Annotated in this window: 17 protein-coding genes; 10 read left to right on the forward strand and 7 right to left on the reverse strand. The window is 42.3% G+C overall.

The annotated features are described in order from the left end of the window. The first annotated feature begins 74 nt into the window (after positions 1-74). Together ACFQZS_RS00465 and ACFQZS_RS00470 are read left to right on the forward strand one after the other, a co-directional pair. On the forward strand, positions 75-1,868 hold the full coding sequence (locus ACFQZS_RS00465) for a DNA polymerase III subunit gamma/tau (protein WP_377096036.1): 1,794 nt from the start codon (positions 75-77) through the stop codon (positions 1,866-1,868). A gap of 129 nt (positions 1,869-1,997) precedes the next feature. After that, entirely contained in the window at positions 1,998-2,465 is a 468-nt protein-coding gene (locus ACFQZS_RS00470) for a hypothetical protein (RefSeq protein WP_377096038.1), read from the forward strand. A gap of 15 nt (positions 2,466-2,480) precedes the next feature. Here the strand turns inward: ACFQZS_RS00470 and ACFQZS_RS00475 are convergent, their stop codons facing one another. Both ACFQZS_RS00475 and ACFQZS_RS00480 read right to left on the reverse strand, forming a co-directional pair. Further along, positions 2,481-2,894 carry a hypothetical protein gene (locus ACFQZS_RS00475; protein WP_377096041.1) on the reverse strand — a complete coding sequence of 138 codons (414 nt, stop codon included), beginning with the start codon at positions 2,892-2,894 and terminating at the stop codon, positions 2,481-2,483. 63 nt (positions 2,895-2,957) lie between these two features. Beyond that, positions 2,958-3,674, reverse strand: coding sequence for a hypothetical protein (locus ACFQZS_RS00480; RefSeq protein ID WP_377096043.1), 717 nt, complete (start codon positions 3,672-3,674; stop codon positions 2,958-2,960). Positions 3,675-3,879: 205 nt separating this feature from the next. Here ACFQZS_RS00480 and ACFQZS_RS00485 point away from each other — a divergent pair, with 205 nt between their 5' ends. Beyond that, positions 3,880-5,106 (forward strand): NADP-dependent isocitrate dehydrogenase, encoded by a 1,227-nt coding sequence (locus tag ACFQZS_RS00485; protein ID WP_377096046.1) that lies wholly within the window; start codon positions 3,880-3,882, stop codon positions 5,104-5,106. Between the two features lie 108 nt (positions 5,107-5,214). Next, the gene (locus tag ACFQZS_RS00490) at positions 5,215-5,403 is read left to right on the forward strand and encodes a hypothetical protein (protein WP_377096048.1); all 189 of its coding nucleotides are present in this window, start codon (positions 5,215-5,217) and stop codon (positions 5,401-5,403) included. Positions 5,404-5,478: 75 nt separating this feature from the next. Here ACFQZS_RS00490 and ACFQZS_RS00495 read toward each other — a convergent pair whose 3' ends face one another. Further along, on the reverse strand, positions 5,479-5,904 hold the full coding sequence (locus ACFQZS_RS00495; RefSeq protein ID WP_377096051.1) for a hypothetical protein: 426 nt from the start codon (positions 5,902-5,904) through the stop codon (positions 5,479-5,481). Positions 5,905-6,038: 134 nt separating this feature from the next. Here ACFQZS_RS00495 and ACFQZS_RS00500 point away from each other — a divergent pair, with 134 nt between their 5' ends. Further along, positions 6,039-6,548 (forward strand): YdeI/OmpD-associated family protein, encoded by a 510-nt coding sequence (locus ACFQZS_RS00500; protein ID WP_377096054.1) that lies wholly within the window; start codon positions 6,039-6,041, stop codon positions 6,546-6,548. A 48-nt stretch (positions 6,549-6,596) separates the two neighbouring features. Here ACFQZS_RS00500 and ACFQZS_RS00505 read toward each other — a convergent pair whose 3' ends face one another. Then, positions 6,597-6,965, reverse strand: coding sequence for a VOC family protein (locus ACFQZS_RS00505; protein WP_377096057.1), 369 nt, complete (start codon positions 6,963-6,965; stop codon positions 6,597-6,599). 121 nt (positions 6,966-7,086) lie between these two features. Here ACFQZS_RS00505 and ACFQZS_RS00510 point away from each other — a divergent pair, with 121 nt between their 5' ends. The 3 genes from ACFQZS_RS00510 (at position 7,087) to ACFQZS_RS00520 (ending at position 11,914) form a co-directional block, all read left to right on the forward strand. Beyond that, a complete protein-coding gene (locus ACFQZS_RS00510; RefSeq protein ID WP_377096060.1) occupies positions 7,087-9,945 on the forward strand; it encodes a DNA gyrase/topoisomerase IV subunit A in 2,859 nt (952 codons plus the stop codon). 132 nt (positions 9,946-10,077) lie between these two features. Continuing rightward, complete coding sequence (locus tag ACFQZS_RS00515; protein WP_377096063.1) at positions 10,078-11,100, forward strand: DUF4249 domain-containing protein; 1,023 nt, start codon at positions 10,078-10,080, stop codon at positions 11,098-11,100. A gap of 67 nt (positions 11,101-11,167) precedes the next feature. Beyond that, positions 11,168-11,914, forward strand: a complete 747-nt coding sequence (locus ACFQZS_RS00520; RefSeq protein WP_377096066.1) for a hypothetical protein — start codon at positions 11,168-11,170, stop codon at positions 11,912-11,914. Here the strand turns inward: ACFQZS_RS00520 and ACFQZS_RS00525 are convergent, their stop codons facing one another. The 3 genes from ACFQZS_RS00525 to msrA form a co-directional block, all read right to left on the reverse strand. Continuing rightward, the gene (locus ACFQZS_RS00525; protein ID WP_377096069.1) at positions 11,915-12,784 is read right to left on the reverse strand and encodes an aldose 1-epimerase family protein; all 870 of its coding nucleotides are present in this window, start codon (positions 12,782-12,784) and stop codon (positions 11,915-11,917) included. It abuts the gene before it with no gap. An 82-nt stretch (positions 12,785-12,866) separates the two neighbouring features. Next, complete coding sequence (locus ACFQZS_RS00530; protein WP_377096072.1) at positions 12,867-13,661, reverse strand: 5'-nucleotidase, lipoprotein e(P4) family; 795 nt, start codon at positions 13,659-13,661, stop codon at positions 12,867-12,869. A gap of 8 nt (positions 13,662-13,669) precedes the next feature. Next, positions 13,670-14,215: a peptide-methionine (S)-S-oxide reductase MsrA gene (msrA, locus tag ACFQZS_RS00535; RefSeq protein ID WP_377096074.1), complete on the reverse strand. Its 546-nt coding sequence runs from the start codon at positions 14,213-14,215 to the stop codon at positions 13,670-13,672. 32 nt (positions 14,216-14,247) lie between these two features. Between msrA and ACFQZS_RS00540 the strand changes: the two genes are divergently transcribed. Both ACFQZS_RS00540 and ACFQZS_RS00545 read left to right on the forward strand, forming a co-directional pair. Beyond that, positions 14,248-14,640 (forward strand): hypothetical protein, encoded by a 393-nt coding sequence (locus ACFQZS_RS00540; RefSeq protein WP_377096077.1) that lies wholly within the window; start codon positions 14,248-14,250, stop codon positions 14,638-14,640. 94 nt (positions 14,641-14,734) lie between these two features. After that, entirely contained in the window at positions 14,735-17,035 is a 2,301-nt protein-coding gene (locus ACFQZS_RS00545; RefSeq protein ID WP_377096080.1) for an MBG domain-containing protein, read from the forward strand. Positions 17,036-17,077 lie beyond the last annotated feature (42 nt).

The following is a 17,077-nucleotide window of genomic DNA, read 5'->3' on the forward strand; positions in this document are numbered from 1 at the left end:
CCCCCCGTCGTTATTTTATCCACAATCCCTTTTCCTATTTTCAGGTAAGGTAAATTCTGTTTACCTTAGTAGCAGTGGATAATTTTATCGTTTCGGCACGCAAATACCGCCCGGCTACTTTTGATACCGTTGTTGGTCAGCAACATATAACCAACACCTTAAAAAACGCTATTAAAAATAACCAGTTGGCGCAGGCATTTTTGTTCTGCGGGCCGCGGGGTGTTGGCAAAACCACCTGCGCGCGTATACTGGCTAAAACCATTAATTGTACCAATTTACAACCCAATGGCGAGGCCTGCGGGCAGTGCGCATCGTGCGCTTCTTTCCAAAACGGTAACTCCTTCAATATTCACGAGCTGGATGCGGCATCAAACAACTCTGTTGACGACATACGCAGCCTGATAGAGCAGGTACGCATACCGCCACAAGGTGCCCGTTACAAGGTTTATATTATTGATGAGGTGCACATGTTGTCGCAGGCGGCCTTTAACGCCTTTCTGAAAACGCTGGAAGAGCCACCGCATTACGCTATTTTTATTTTAGCTACTACAGAGAAACATAAAATACTGCCCACCATACTTTCGCGCTGCCAGATATTTGACTTTAACCGCATAGGGGTTGAGGATATGAGCGCGCACCTGGAAGGCATTGCAAAAAAGGAAAGCGTGGCTTACGAGCCGGATGGCCTGCACATTATCGCTCAAAAGGCTGACGGCGGCCTGCGCGACGCGCTATCTATGTTTGACCAGATAGTTAGCTTTTCTGGCAGCAACGTTACTTACCGCGCGGTAATTGACAATCTTAACATACTTGATTACGACTACTACTTTAATATAACCGGGAGCCTGTTAGGCGAAGAAACGGCTAAAACCCTTTTGTTTTTTGATGAGATACTGCAAAAAGGATTTGACGGCGCTCACTTTATTTCCGGCCTTTCTGAGCATTTCCGTAACCTGCTGGTAAGTAAAGATGCCTCAACATTAAAGTTACTGGAAGTTAGCGAAGGCATAAAAGCTAAATACCTGCAGCAATCGCAGGCGGCCAGTGTATCGTTTTTACTATCGGCGCTGGGTATAGCTAATCAATGCGATATTAATTACAAGCTGAGCAAGAATCAGCGATTGCAGGTTGAGCTGGCGCTGCTAAAAATGTGTCACCTGCAATCGGTGTTTAACATAGCATCCGGAAACAGTGCAATGCCCGATAACAACGGGCAATTAAAAAAAAAACCTGATACCCCATCAAGCGTAGCTGCCCCGGCGGAAGGTGAAATAAGGAACCAGGTTGCAGTTTTAAGCGATGCGCCTGCTGTTTATAACACAGCTAAACCGGTGCCGCCGCCTGCTGCTCCGGCTCAAACACCTGCTACAGAAGCCGCTGAGAAGCCAAAAGTGTTTGTACCTAACGCAAGTACGTCTTCTGTAAAAATACCTTCACTTAAAGGGCTGGATGCCGCTACAGAAATAATTGAAGAAGAAGACCCATATTTAAAGGGAGATAGCCGAGAGGCATTTAGCCCCGAGCAGTTTTTGCACTACTGGAACATTTATGCCGAAAAAGCAAAGGCCGAAGGCAAAGCTACATTATCAACCATTTTTGCAGGCAAGCCTACAATGTTAAGCCCCGTGTTGTATGAGGTTATTGTTGAAACTAAGGCACAGGATGCTGTATTGCGAGACGAAAGACCCAGCTTACTTAACTTTTTGCGGTCAAGCCTTAAAAACTTTGACCTGGATATCGCGTCGCGTGTTGACGAGATAAAAGTTAACCGCAAACCATACGGAGCTAAAGAAATTTACCAATACATGGCAGCTAAAAACCCTCAGTTGGCAGAGCTGCGCAAAATGTTCAATCTTGATTTTGACTAACAAAAATCTGAGCAACATAATTTTGTTTTTTATAGGTAAAAAGGCTAAATTACGTTCAGCAATTATCACATTACGTTGAGGCAAAAATTACCTTCCGCACACTTCATTTTTATTATATGCCTGTTGGCAATGGCTTGTAAAAAGGATGTACCCCTTTATCCCGGCGACCCCGGTTTTGTGCCCTATAAAGGCACCGCAAGTACAACCAACACATCAACAACAATTGATGAAACACTTTTAACAGGCAACTGGGAAATTATAAGCACACGTACAGAAGTTTATAGCGCTACAAACACGGTTCTAACCAGTTTCCCGGCAGATATTAACCCATTTATATCTATCCAGCTAAACAATTTTTCAAAAGGTTTTTTGGCAGAGGGCGCGGTAACTAACCCATTAGGCAGCTATACACTATCTAAAAGCGGAACAAAAACCTATATGCAGCTGTCTGTTGACCCTTTTAACAGACTTACAAATGAAAAGATTTTGATTGTAAGCCTTACCGCAACCGCAATGACCTGGATAGCCTATGGTTCAGCACCGGAAAGTGCAGGCACTAAATCCGGTGCTAAAATTGTTTTTATAAAAAAGCCTTAATTAAACCGTGGCTTTTTATTTAGGCGTGTCATTTTTAGGATAGCCCTCTTCGTCAAGGTCATCACGGTCATCCTCCGGCGTGTGTCCTAAAACCTCATCTATAGGGTCCAGATCAACTATGCTGCCGGTGCTGTCAATATGCATGCCTAATTTGTCAACGTCCATCTCCAGGTTTTCATTAGGAATATATTCATCAACCGCGTAGGGGTTTGATTCATCGTAAGTTGATATAGCATCTTCCCCGTTTTTAGCCGAAGTATTATAAGGGTCGGGATGATCGTAGTCAGGATCATCGCTTTTAACATCAAATTCGTAGCTATTATCGTCGGCGTTAAAGCTCAGTTGTTCGTTATTAACAGTTTCGCCAAGCTCATTCTTTAGGGTTAGATCCCTGTCAGAATTTTCGTTTTTAAATTTATCGGTGCTCATATAGGTTAAGTTTTACTATATAGATACAGTAAAAACCTTGCCAAAAATTGCGCCTGCTAAATATTAATACTTAATTGCTTTACGGTAGGAGGTAATACCGCCAATGCCAAATTTCACACCAATAGAAACCTGATCATACACATCGTTCTGGCTGTTACCAGTTTCAAAACCATCCAGATCATCGCCCAATACATAATTAAATTGATAGCCAAGATCAATTTTAACAGAAGGCTGGTTGTATTTGTTGAAAATTTTAAACTCGTAACCTATACGCGCCGGTATAAGTACCTGGTTGCTGTGGTTACGCCCCGGGGTGTAATACCCCAGATCATCCGGTATTCTTAAGTTGGGATCTATATCGAGTTTGTTAACCACAAAACCTATCCCGGTTGAAAAATAGAAATTTTTAAGGCCATTCATTATTCTGCTGTCCGAGTATTTAATAAACTCGCCGGCTTGTATTTGCGCCCTGAACATAGCGGCCGTGTACTGGTTTTCAAAATACCGCTTTGAACGCGAGGTATAAGATCCGCCTTTTAAAATACCGCCCTGAACCTCAACAACATAGTTTATATATGGAGTTAGATTGTAAGCGAAATTAACGTAACCTGTTGGTGCAAAGGTTACAACCTCGGCGTCACTGCCAATAACCCTGCTTGCGGCTGCCCCAAAACCAATATCATACTGCGCGTATTCATATCCAAGCTGCGCCTTGGCGGTTAAACATAAAAAACATATAAGTAAAGTTGCTACCGGCGCTTTAAAAAAACGTTGGCTCATAATATTCTTGGGGGCATATAATTTCAAAACCAGGTTATAAGTTTAATGGTTCAGTATAATCAGAGGTGATAAAAATACAACTAAGTTTTATAAAACAACAACACAACGCAATTATCTGTACAATGTTCGTTGCAAATTGCCAATTAATTAACGGGTAAACTCAATTTTCTTATATTTGCGGCCTAAATAATCAATAGCATCTGGTATGGCAAAAATTAAAGTAGACAATCCTGTAGTTGAGCTGGATGGTGATGAAATGACCCGCATCATCTGGAAATTTATTAAAGACAAACTGATCATCCCTTATTTGGATCTGGATATTAAATATTATGATCTGGGCCTGGAGTATCGCGATGAAACAAATGACCAGGTAACTATTGATGCCGCCAATGCTATTAAACAATATGGCGTAGGTATTAAATGTGCCACCATTACGCCTGATGAGGCCCGCGTTGAAGAGTTTGGCTTAAAGCAAATGTGGAAATCGCCAAACGGCACTATCCGTAACATATTGGATGGTACCGTGTTCCGCGAGCCTATTGTAATGAGTAACGTACCACGTTTGGTACCTAACTGGACAGCGCCTATCTGCATCGGCCGTCATGCTTTCGGCGACCAGTACCGTGCTACTGATTTTTTAACCAAAGGTAAAGGTAAGCTAACTATCACCTTTACACCAGAGGATGGTGGCGAAACGCAATCATTTGAAGTATTTAACTTTAAAGGTGATGGCGTAGCGTTAGCTATGTATAATACTGATGAGTCTATCCGCGGTTTTGCCCATGCCTGCTTTAACCAGGCAATAATGAAGGGATGGCCATTATACCTGTCTACCAAAAACACCATCCTTAAAAAATATGATGGCCGTTTTAAAGATATTTTTGAAGAGATATACCAAAGCGACTATAAAGCGAAATTTGCTGAGTTAGGTATAGTTTATGAGCACCGTTTAATTGACGACATGGTTGCATCTGCCCTTAAATGGAACGGTAACTTTGTTTGGGCTTGTAAAAACTATGATGGCGACGTACAAAGCGATACAGTTGCACAAGGTTTTGGCTCATTAGGATTAATGACCTCTACTTTAGTTACTCCGGATGGAACTGTTATGGAAACAGAAGCTGCACACGGTACTGTAACCCGCCACTACCGCGAGCACCAGGCAGGCCGCCCAACATCAACCAACCCCATCGCATCTATATTTGCATGGACACGTGGTTTGGAGTTCCGTGGCATACTGGATGGTAACCAACCATTAATAGACTTCTGCAAAACTTTAGAGCAGGTTTGTATTGAAACGGTTGAAAGCGGTAAAATGACGAAGGACCTTGCTATCACCATAAAACCTAAAGTAGCACACGGTACAGATTATCTGTATACCGAAGAGTTTTTAGAAGCGATTAACGAGAATTTAAAAGCTAAGTTGGTTTAGTAAACAAACACTTGCTAAATGCAAATGCCCATCTTTTTTTAAGGATGGGCATTTTTTATTTAAAATAGTGTGTATTTTTATAAAACCCAATTAAATAATACCTGAGCCATGGAAAATTACTACATCATTTTTATCGTATTTTATTTTTACTTCGCAACGCGGTTTGCAGTTCAATGCAGCTTTAAATATGCCGGCGTATATCAATTTAAACATTTTTTGATAGTGGTGCTGATACCTTTTGCAGGTTATTTTATCGCTGTTAATTTGCTGAATAAAAAGTTAGAATTACAAAGCTAACCGCGATATAAACCAACAAAAAAGACCGCACTTGCGCGCGGCCCTTCTCAATTATAAACTAAACGTAAACTAAAATTAACTGTTTTGGGTTTCAATTTTGGTGATCTTCCAATCTTCACCTTGTTGTTTGATGGTAATGGTGCTTGTACGCACGTAGCCTTCGTATTTCATATCTAATCTTAACACCATGGTTTTATCAACGTCAGATAAAATTGATGTGGTGTATTGGCAGCTTTGTTCAATGTTCTCAGAAGCTTTAAACGAATCAATCAAAGCTTGTTTGTTCAATTTAAAAGTTTTGGTACCGCGGTAGATGGTGTATTCAACATCCTTAGCCAAAGCCTGCTCTAAATTTTGCAGGTTGCCGTGAATAACAGCGTTGGTGAATACAGATACCACGTCGTTTTTTGACAGGAAGTTGGCATTATTGGGTTTTGCGTTTGCTACGCTGGTAGCTACTAATAAAGCAGCACCGAAAAGTATAGATTTTAAAGTTTTCATAATAATATGGTATTAAAGGTTATTAATTTAATTTTATACCCATATGACAACGTCAGGGGATGTTTCGTTACAAGGCATTTGAATTTTATTTTCGTTTTAACTAAAATTTAACATTTCAACCCAAACCGGCATCAATGATCGAGTTCAGTACTATTATTCTTCAGTTTGAGTCGCAGGGTGAAAAAACCGGGTGGACATATATTGAGATCCCCGCGGATATTGCTCAACAGTTAAAACCCGGCAATAAAAAATCATTCCGGGTAAAAGGTATGTTAGATGGCCTTGCAGTTGCAGGTATGGCCCTGATGCCTATGGGCAGCGGCAATTTTATTTTAGCGCTTAAGGCAGATGTGCGCAAGGCTATCCGTAAAAATGCTGGTGCCGTACTAACAGTTAAACTGGAAGAAGATAAAGACTACAAAGTAGAGGTTCCGGCTGATCTGCAGGAGTGTTTTGATTTTGAGCCGGAGGCTTTGCAGCAGTTTAACACACTGCCAAAATCTCACCGCGATTATTTTATAAAATGGATAGAAAGCGCAAAAACCAACGAGACGCGGGCTAAGCGCATAATAAACACCGTAAATGCCATGCTGCGCAAATGGGATTATAACACGATGATAAGGGAGATGAGGAAGGAATTGTAGATATGCGGATATGCGGATGTGTAGATATGCAGATGCGCAAATAGGTAATTATTTAGCTATTGCTATCACCACCCTAAAACCGTCAGGATCAACCACGGTAACTCCATTTTCTTCCCAGTAAGGATTTTTAGGCTTAACTGTCTCAATGTTATTAGCTGCTATCCTTTCTGTAATAACTTTATATTCTTCAGGCGATACATAAAACACCAGCAGATCGTCATCATCGCTTTTGTTCGAAGGTGCTTCGGTTGACTCAGTAAACTCCAGATGCCAGCCGGTATTTCTACCACCAATAAAAACACCGTTGTAGCCACCGTGATTTTTAAAATCGCCAATAACTTCTAAATCCAAAATGGTGGTATAAAAGCTGATAAGTGGAGTTAATTGGGTGGTGTGGCGGGCTACTCTTAGTTTCATAAACTAAATATAGATGTAAACACTGTTTATATCCCCCAAAGTGTTTATAAAATCTGCATATCTGCATATCAACACATCTGCACATTCCCTTATATTTACCCATCCAAATTTTTTGTTACGAATGAGTGAAGAGCTGAACGACAATACATCTGCCAACGAAGAAAAATTACATAACATCACCTCACTTGACGGCTTGTACGAGAACTGGTTTCTTGATTACGCGTCGTACGTAATTCTGGACCGTGCCGTTCCGCATATTAACGACGGTTTAAAGCCCGTACAGCGCCGCATACTGCACTCGCTTAAAGAGATGGACGACGGGCGCTTTAACAAAGCAGCCAACGTTATAGGCAACACCATGAAGTATCACCCGCATGGCGATGCTTCTATAGGCGATGCGATGGTGCAAATAGGGCAGAAGGACCTGCTGATTGATTGCCAGGGCAACTGGGGCGACCCTGTAACCGGCGACTCGGCCGCAGCACCGCGTTACATTGAGGCCCGTTTATCTAAGTTTGCGCTGGACGTAGTTTTTAACCCCGATACTACTGTTTGGCAGGCGAGTTATGACGGGCGTAACAAAGAGCCTATAACGCTGCCCGTTAAGTTTCCATTATTGCTTGCACAGGGTGCCGAGGGTATTGCCGTCGGCTTGGCTACTAAGATACTGCCGCACAACTTTATTGAATTGCTGGATGCATCCATAGCTGTATTAAAAAACGAGCCAATAAATTTATTGCCCGATTTCCCGACAGGTGGTATGGCTGATGCTTCGGCTTATAACGAGGGGCAACGGGGCGGACGCATAAGGGTGCGCGCCAAAATTAGCGAGCGCGATAAAAAAACACTGGTTATAACCGAAATCCCTTTTTCAACCACCACCGGCAGTTTAATTGATAGTGTTGTTGCTGCCAATGATAAGGGTAAGATCAAGATCAAGAAGATAGAGGACAACACCGCTAAGGATGTTGAAATAGTGATACACCTGGCACCGGGGATATCGCCGGACGTTACCATTGACGCGCTGTATGCCTTTACGGATTGCGAAGTGTCCATATCGCCCAATACCTGCGTTATACAGAACGACAGGCCGCGCTTTATAAGCGTAAACGACATGCTGACAGAAAGTACGCATAAAACCCGCGATCTGTTAAAGCAAGAGTTAGAAATAAAGCTTAGGGAGTTGATGGAGAAGATATTTTTCAGTTCGTTACTGAAAATATTTATCCAGGAGGGTATGTACAAACACCCTGATTACGAAACATCTGCCAATTTTGAAGACGTACTGGTAGTGTTAAACCGTTTGTTTGAACCTTTCTTTCCGCAGTTTTACCGCGAAATATTGCCCGAGGATTACAAGAAGCTGATTGATAAACCTATGAGCAGCATTACCCGTTTTGATGTTAAAAAAACGGACGAGCAGATAAAAGGCTTAGAGAGCGAGATAAAACAGGTTAAGCAGCACCTAAAACATCTAACAGATTATGCTATAGACTGGTTTGTCAGGCTTAAAGAGAAATATGGCAAAGATCGCGGACGTAAAACAGAACTGCGCACCTTTGATAAAGTAGAGGCAACACAAGTGGCCCTGGCTAACTTAAAGTTATATGTTAACAAAACAGACGGTTTTATAGGTTCGGGGCTTAAGCGCGATGACAATGTTGAGCTGGCAGGCGAATGTTCTGATATTGATGAGATAATAGTTTTCCGCGAAGACGGACGCTGCCTGATCACCAAAATTCAGGAAAAGGTATTTGTTGGTAAGGATATCATTCACGTTGCCGTGTTTAAAAAGAATGATGAGCGCACGGTTTATAACCTGATCTATAAAGACGGGCAAAGTGGCGTAAGCTATATTAAACGTTTTGCCGTTACCGGTGTAACACGCGACAAGGAGTACGACCTGACCAAGGGCAGCAAAGGCTCAAAAGTGTTATACTTCTCGGCCAACCCTAATGGCGAGGCGGAGATAATTAACATACAGCTTAAGCCACATGCTAAATTAAAGAAGCTGCAATTTGACGAGGATTTTGCTGCTATAACCATTAAGGGCCGCAACTCTATGGGTAATATAGTTACCAAGTATCCGGTTAAAAAGATAGTGCTTAAAAGCAAGGGCATATCAACACTGTCCGGTCGTAAAATATGGTACGATGAAATATTGAAGCGCCTTAATGTTGACAGTCGGGGCAAATATTTGGGTGAGTTTGATGGTGATGATCGTATTTTAATTGTATTGAGCAATGGTATTTACGAATTGACAGGCTTTGACCTAACCAACCATTTTGATGATAAAATGGTGTTGATAGAAAAGTACAATCCTGAGAAGATTTACTCGGTAGTGCATTTTGACGGAAAATCAAAAAACTACATGGTGAAACGCTTCCTTTTTGAAAACATTGCCATAGGTAAGCAAACCAGCCTGATAAGCGAGGAAAGCGGATCAAAAATGCTATTGATATCCGGCGCCGCGCAAGCTGTTGTAAAGGTAGAGCAATTAAAAGGGGCCACTAAAACGCCCGAAACTGTTGAGTTAAACCTGGCCGATCTGATAGATGTTAAAGGGATGAAAGCCATGGGTAACCGTTTATCGGCGCACGTGGTGCAAACCGTTACGCTGATGACCGAGCATGACGACGCCGAGGATGTACCCGACCCACAGCCCGATTCTGTTGAGGATACCGAAATAACTATTACACCTGAAGACAAAACGGTGGCTGATGTGGCGCCACCGGCTGATGTTGAGGTTAATACGGATGTGTCGCCGGTGCCTTATGAACCGGCTGAAGACATTGCTGCTGAACCGGAGAAACCTTCGGTCGCGCCAATTGAATCGGCAGGCCAATCAGAAAAACCATCAATACAACCGGTGGAATCCTCTGAAAAATCAGTGGAATCACCTACAAAGAAAGTAGATTTTGAGATAACCAATCCTGATGATATTGATATAGACGACAGAGGGCAATTGGGGCTGTTTTAACAGCCGCTGTTACGATGGGTAATAAAAAAAATTATTGTGGCGAAAGATATAATTATGCCGTATTTTGTTAAACTTAAAAACAGGTTGTAATTGTATAACGGCTTGGCAAAAAAACCACCTTATTACCCACTTATGATAGCAAGTAGACAGACAGTTTTTGTATCGGCAGTTGTATTTACAGTTGCTGCAATGTTATACAGCTGCAAGGAAAAGTACTTTCCCGAACTTAAGGAAGCCAACATTAACTACCTGGTAGTTGAAGGTTTGATCAACACCGGTACAGATTCAACAATATATACGCTTACCCGTACCTACAAACTGGATGGTAAAGCTGTTACCGCCCCGGAGCGGAATGCTTTAGTGCAGGTTGAAAGCAATGGCGGCGAGGTTTACCAGCTATCCGCACTATTAAAGCCGGGCAGATACGGACGGCCATCATTTGGTGCTGATCCAACAAAAAAATACAGGTTAAGAATAGTAACTGCTAATAAACGTGAATATCTTTCAGATTTTGTAGAAAGCAAAACATCGCAGCCATTTGATTTTAAGTATGATTTTGATAACGAGGCTTTAAACTTTCATATAACCACTCATGATCCATCCGGAAAGAGTATTTACTACCAACACAGCTTTGTAGAAACGTGGGAGTATGAAACTTTATTAAATCGCAGAGGGCCATACGGCAGGTGCTGGCATGTTGTACCTTCGCCCAATATTTTACTATCATCAACAGCTAATCTTTCCGAAGATCGTATAAACGATAAGCTTATTCTTTCGGTACCGGGCCTTTCACCTAAGTTAGATGTTGAGTACAGCGTTTTGATAAGGCAAACTGCGCTTACACGTGAGGGCTTTGATTTTTTTGAAACGCTGAGGAAGAACACAGAAGCCGTAGGAACTATTTTTGATGCGCAACCATCGCAGCTACCAGGCAATATTAGATGTATCACAAACCCTGCGGAACCGGTAGTAGGTTTTATAAGCAGCGGTACCGTTACCGAAAAGCGTTTTTTGATTCAATTAGCCGATTTGCCAACAAAATGGTTTTCTATTCCGGATGCCTCTGAGTGTACAGAACCGCCAAACCCACCACCTTTCTGTACAGATTGCCGGGTACAAGGAGGAACCATCCAAATGCCGTCTTATTGGAAATAATACCCTTAGCACGGTTATTTACAGCATGCTGTAATTTTTTTATATTTGACTACAATACAACCTTATAATGTATTCTCTATTCGGCAACTGGTATTATATCCCACTTATTTTACAGGGGCTGTGCCTTATCCACAGCTTTCGCAACGGTACCCAGCAAAAATGGCTTTGGATAATTGTTTTCCTGCCGGTTATAGGCAGCCTTATTTATTTATACCAGGAGATATTAAGCAACCGCAGGATAAAGATAAATGCACCCGATATAAGCGCGGTGTTTGATCCTGGTGTAAAACTAAAACGACTGGAGAACGAGGTTAAGTTTACAGATACCTTTGCTAACCGCATAAAGCTTGCCGATGCCTATCTGGATGCCGGATATGTAGATAAAGCAGTTGAAATATACACCACCAGCCTTACCGGCGCTTTTGCCGAAAATGAGCATGTGCTGGCGCAACTGATTGTAGCTTACGATAGGCAAGGCCGTTACCAGGAAATAATCCCTATTGCCCGCAAACTGTACAAATTGCCACAGTTTGCCCGCTCGCGTATACATGTATTATATGCTAAGGCACTTGAACATACAGGCGATATTGCCGCTGCCGAGGAAGAGTTTAAAAACATGAAAGGCCGCTACTCTTATTTTGAGAACCGGTTTGAGTATGGGTTGTTTTTGATCCGTCAGGATAGGATTGAGGATGCCCAAACTATATTCATGGATATAATAGAAGAACAGCCCCACTTAAGCCCGGTTGAGCGTAACAGCAATAAGGTATGGTTTGCAAAAGCCAAAACCGAGTTAAAAAAAATAACCGCTTAATTATTCCGCACTGATAAAATAGGCTGCTTCAAAAACGTGCCCCACTTTTAGCTCCTGTATCGCTTCTTTTTTACTGATATCGGTAGGTTTGCCTTCCGTATCGGCGCAGCCCAGCCACGGTTCTATACAAACAAAATCAGCACCGGGTTTTGCCCATATGCCTAAGTAATTAAAGTGAGGGAATTCAACCGTTAGACTAAGGCCGTGCAGTTTGCTTTTTATGCTTACCTCGCGCGAGCGTAATTTTTTAAATACCAGCGCGTCTTTCTCAAAAAGGTCGCGGGTTAAAAACAGCATTTTTTCACGGGTAGGTACAGGGCGTGTTTCGCCGGTAAAGAAACCATCTGCCGATAGCTGGTGCGTTTCTAACTTTTCATCCAGTTCAAACTCCAGGTAATAATCCTCGTACTTTTCGCCTTTGTGAAAAGGGACGTTAAAAGCCGGATGCCCCCCAACCGAAAAATAGATAGGCTTTCTATCGTGGTTAATTAACTTATAGGTTATACGCAGTGCGGTATCAATCAGATCATAATGAATTTGAAAATCAAATTTATAAGGATAAATGGCCAGCGTTTTTTCGCAATTGGGTAATGAGAATTTTGCAGATACCGGGCTGCTTTCTATCAATAATAATTCAGATGTACGGGTAAAGCCGTGGCGCGGCATGTTGTAGGTTTTTCCGTCAACCGTCAGCTCATTATTGATTAAGCCGCCAACTACCGGGAAAAGGTTAGGCGCATGCCATGGCCATACCGAGGCATCAGCTTGCCAAACATGTTCAACACCGGTTGATTTGTTGTAAAACGAAGTAAGCTCGCCGCCCTGGTTACGGATGGCTACTTTGTAAAGGTCATTCTCAATGATGGTCATATTGGTTTATTTGTGTTCGGCTGATTATTCAATATTTATAACGTAAAAGCGCTTTATCCTGTTTCCCTTTTTTACTATAAACTTACTCGGTAACCTTAATAATGGCGCGTAATACAGAATCCTTTTGCGCCGAATTAAGCTTTTGGTTGCCAAAAAAAGCATTTTCAAAATCGCCGTAAGTGGGGTTAGGTATCACAATGTACTTATTGCCAAAATACTTTTTTAAACGCTCTGTAGCAGCCGCCCGGCTATCCTGCAGCGGCTTGTTATCATAAGCCGAATCAAAATCAGGCAAATTATCCCCGCAGTATAAAACAACATTGTATTTTTTTAAGATCTCCTGCCGCCGCGCTTCTTTGCTTGATGTTGTTTGCTTTAAAATAATGTGTGCTTTATCCGCATTAGGCAGGTCATACAATTTAAGGTTTCTGGTAGTCCCGTCGCGCTCGTCCTCATCGCGGTTGGTAACATAAAAAACGGTAACACCTTTTGAGGCCGCGTATTTAAAAAACGATGGCGCGCCCGGCACGGTATCGGCTATGCCTTTTGCCGTCCATGCTTTCCAGCCTGCCAGGTCAAAGTCTTTGTTTTTAACCGCCCGCGCTGCATCATACGGACTATTATCCAACACAGTCTCGTCAACATCAGTAATAACCGCTAAAGGCTTTTTGCCTTTATGTTTTAATGCATCGTCCAACCGCAGGCGTGCAATATTGTAGGCCTGAAAGCAAAGTGCCTTATACTCGGCCGCGCGCTGCTGATATAGTGATGCCCAAACCTTGCCCCCGTTAACAATTGATAGCTTACCCGCATCCTGCGCGTTGGCGGTAACGGTAATTACAATCATCAGTAAACCAATCGACAGTAATTTTTTCATTTGTATTACTAGTAGGTTCCGGGCCTCAATTTATCCTGAAACTCTTTAACAAACTTATTAAGCTTGGGTTGTATCACAAAGGCACAATAAGGCTTATTGGAGTTATCATTAAAGTAATTATGATGATATTTTTCGGCAGGATAAAACTCAGTAGCAGCAGTAACTTCCGTTACTATTGGATCGTCAAAAAGCTGCTTATCGGTAAGCGTTTTAATGGTTTCCAAAGCCTTTTGCTTTTGCTCTTCGGTATGATAAAATATACCCGAGCGGTATTGCGGCCCCACGTCGTTTCCCTGGCGGTTAAGCGTGGTTGGGTCATGTGTTTTGAAGAAGATGAGCAGCAATTCATCTAAATTAAGTTCATCGGCGTCATACTCCAATTCAATGGCCTCGGCATGGCCGGTAGCGCCTGTGCATACCTGCTCATACGTAGGATTTTTTACATGCCCGCTAATATATCCGGATGTAACACTTTTTACACCTTTTAGTGTTTGGAATATAGCTTCGGTGCACCAAAAGCAACCGTTAGCTAAAGTTATTTTTTGTATATCCATAAGTTTCTTTAACAAAGTTAAGATTAAACGTTATGAAAACAGCAACATTAATAGCCCGCGTTTTGTTAGGCCTTATTTTTCTCTTATTCGGCCTTAATTTCTTTTTTCCGTTTATACCCATGGCGCAGCCTAAAATGAGCGATGCTGCCACAGCTTTCTCCGGCGGCTTGTTTGGGTCAGGTTATTTCTTCCAGTATATGAAGGTATTGGAAATTTTAAGTGGTTTGGCCTTATTGGTTAACAGGTTTACCGCATTCTTTTTGCTGGTATTGCTGCCTATCAGCCTAAATATTTTTCTGTTCCACGCTGTGCTTGCACCTTCAGGTGTTCCAATTGGTGCTGGTGTAATTTTGTTGAACCTGTTTTTGTGCGTTGCTTACTTTAAGTATTACAAGCAGGTTTTTACGTTTGAACCGAAAATTTAATTCCCATTAATCAATGTGTATAAGTTAAAGATAAATTAGGTCAGTATGATTGTAAACCGCTGATATAATATTAAAACAGGTTATATTTGATTTTATGAGACAATACCTGTTGCTCATCTTTACCTGTTTTACGCTCTCATTGCAACTGAATACCTATGCCCAGCACCAAACGGTAGCGCCTGGTCAAACTACGGGTGTTTTTGCATTGCCGGCCGGGGCTTGCGCGCGTAAGTACGCCTGGACCAATGATCACCCCGAAATTGGCTTAGCTGCATTTGGTAACGTTACTATACCGGCGTTTGTAGCAATAAATACTACCGGAAAGGATATAACTGCAACCATTAGAGCAGTGCCCGCGGGCACTGCCTATATTGGTAGCCCCAATAATACTGAATTCACCGTAATTGATCTGGCTACTTTTGAGCGCATAACAACTGTTAATACGGGTAAAACCGCCAACAGGCAAATTGTAAGCCCCGATGGCAAGCATGTTTATGCCGTTAGCAATGCATCTAACGCGTTAATAGTAATAAATACCGCCAATTATAGTGTCGCCACTGTTGATGTAGGGGCTCCACCGGACGATTTGGCCATAAGCCCTGACGGCAGCCGCGTTTACGTTACCAGCTTTGGTCAAGGTACCATAAAGGTTTTTAATACCGCCGACAATTCATTAATAACATCAATATCAGCGCCTACAGTAAGTAGTATAGTGCAAAGCCCTGATGGTACAAAATTATATGCTGCGGCTTATAACAAGGTATATGAAATAAATACTACTACGTTTGCCCAAACAGATTATCCGTTAAATGTGCAGAGCGCCAGTAATGGTATGCTCATCAGCCCCGATGGAAAGGAAATTTACATTGCTACAGTTAACAATTTGTGTATATTCAATACCCAAACAAAAACTGTAGTTACATTTATTTACGTAGAAGGTGTTGCTACAGATATGGCCCTGAGTAAAGATGGCAGCACGCTTTACAGTACTAATTCAATAAACAAGGCAATTACTACAATAGATGTGTTGGCAAGAACTGTAAAGTTTATCACTACTGTAACCTACAGCCCTACCGGTATTGATCTATCGAATGACGGCAGCAGGCTTTATGTTACCGACGGGAACAATAGTGTTTATGCCTATAATACCGTTAATAATGCTTTCATAAGCAGAATAGACGCGGGCAATGCGCCAACAGCTATTGGATCTTTCGTTGTTCCGGGCACATGCGAGGTGGTTAATTATACGATAACAGTAACCGCATCTACAACAGCGCCAGGTATCAATATTATAGGGGCACCCGCTGCTTTAAGTACAACATACGGTGTAGCATCATCTTTAACAAGCGTTGGTATTTCAGCAACCAACTTAAGCTCCGTTTTGCAACTTGCAGCACCATTAGGATTTGAGCTGAGCACTGATAGAATAACATATAACCGCAACCTGGTTATTCCGAATAGCAACGGGAGGGCAGATGTGGAGGTTTATATTAGATTAGCTGCCAATGTGCCCGCGCGAAATTACAATGGAACCCTCACTATAAACGCAACCGGGCTGATTGAACGGTCAGTGCCTATACCCACCGGTGTAGTTGCAGGAGCACCTATTACCATTGTATTGGATAATGTAGAAAAGCCTTATGGAAACGTACTTGGCAGCTTAGCAACAACAAGCGGGTTTAAAGTTCTGGCCGGATTGATGAACGGCGAAACAATTACCGGCATAACCAGGGTTTATAGCACCGGAGCTGCAGCGGCAGATAAGGTAGGTGTTTACCCAAAATCAGTAGACGCAAATACTCCCACGGGAAGCAACGGCTTTGATGCGGGCAATTATATAGTAACTACGCAACGCGGGGACATTGTGGTGGTTAAAACAATGTTGAAAGTAACTGCTAACAACAAAAGTAGGGTTTTGGGGGAAGATAACCCATCACTAACTTACCTCATAACCGGCTTTGTAAATAACGAAACATCTGCCGTATTAAGCAAGCAACCTACCATAACCACCACGGCCGACATTACGTCGCCGCTGGGGAGGTATCCTATTGTTGCAGATGGCGCGGAAGCAGACAATTACAGCTTTAATTACATACCAGGCACACTCACCATTACTACCTATTCAACAGCTGCAATTACAGCGCCCAGTGCCTTTACACCCAATGGCGATGGTATCAACGATACGTGGCTAATAAAGAATATAGAAAGCGCCCCTAAATGCACTGTTGATATTTTTAATCGCAACGGGCAAAAGGTATTCGCCTCAATTGGCTATGGCACACAATGGGATGGAAGCTATAAAAATATACATGCCCCTGCCGGGGCCTACTATTATATTATAGATCCGCGCAATGGCGGGGCTAAACTATCGGGCACTGTTATAGTTATTCGTTAGCAGGCCGCTCGCTGGGACGAAAAAATAAAGGGAGGCAACTAT

Origin of the sequence: Mucilaginibacter calamicampi, assembly GCF_042676765.1 — a bacterium.
GTDB lineage: Bacteria > Bacteroidota > Bacteroidia > Sphingobacteriales > Sphingobacteriaceae > Mucilaginibacter > Mucilaginibacter calamicampi.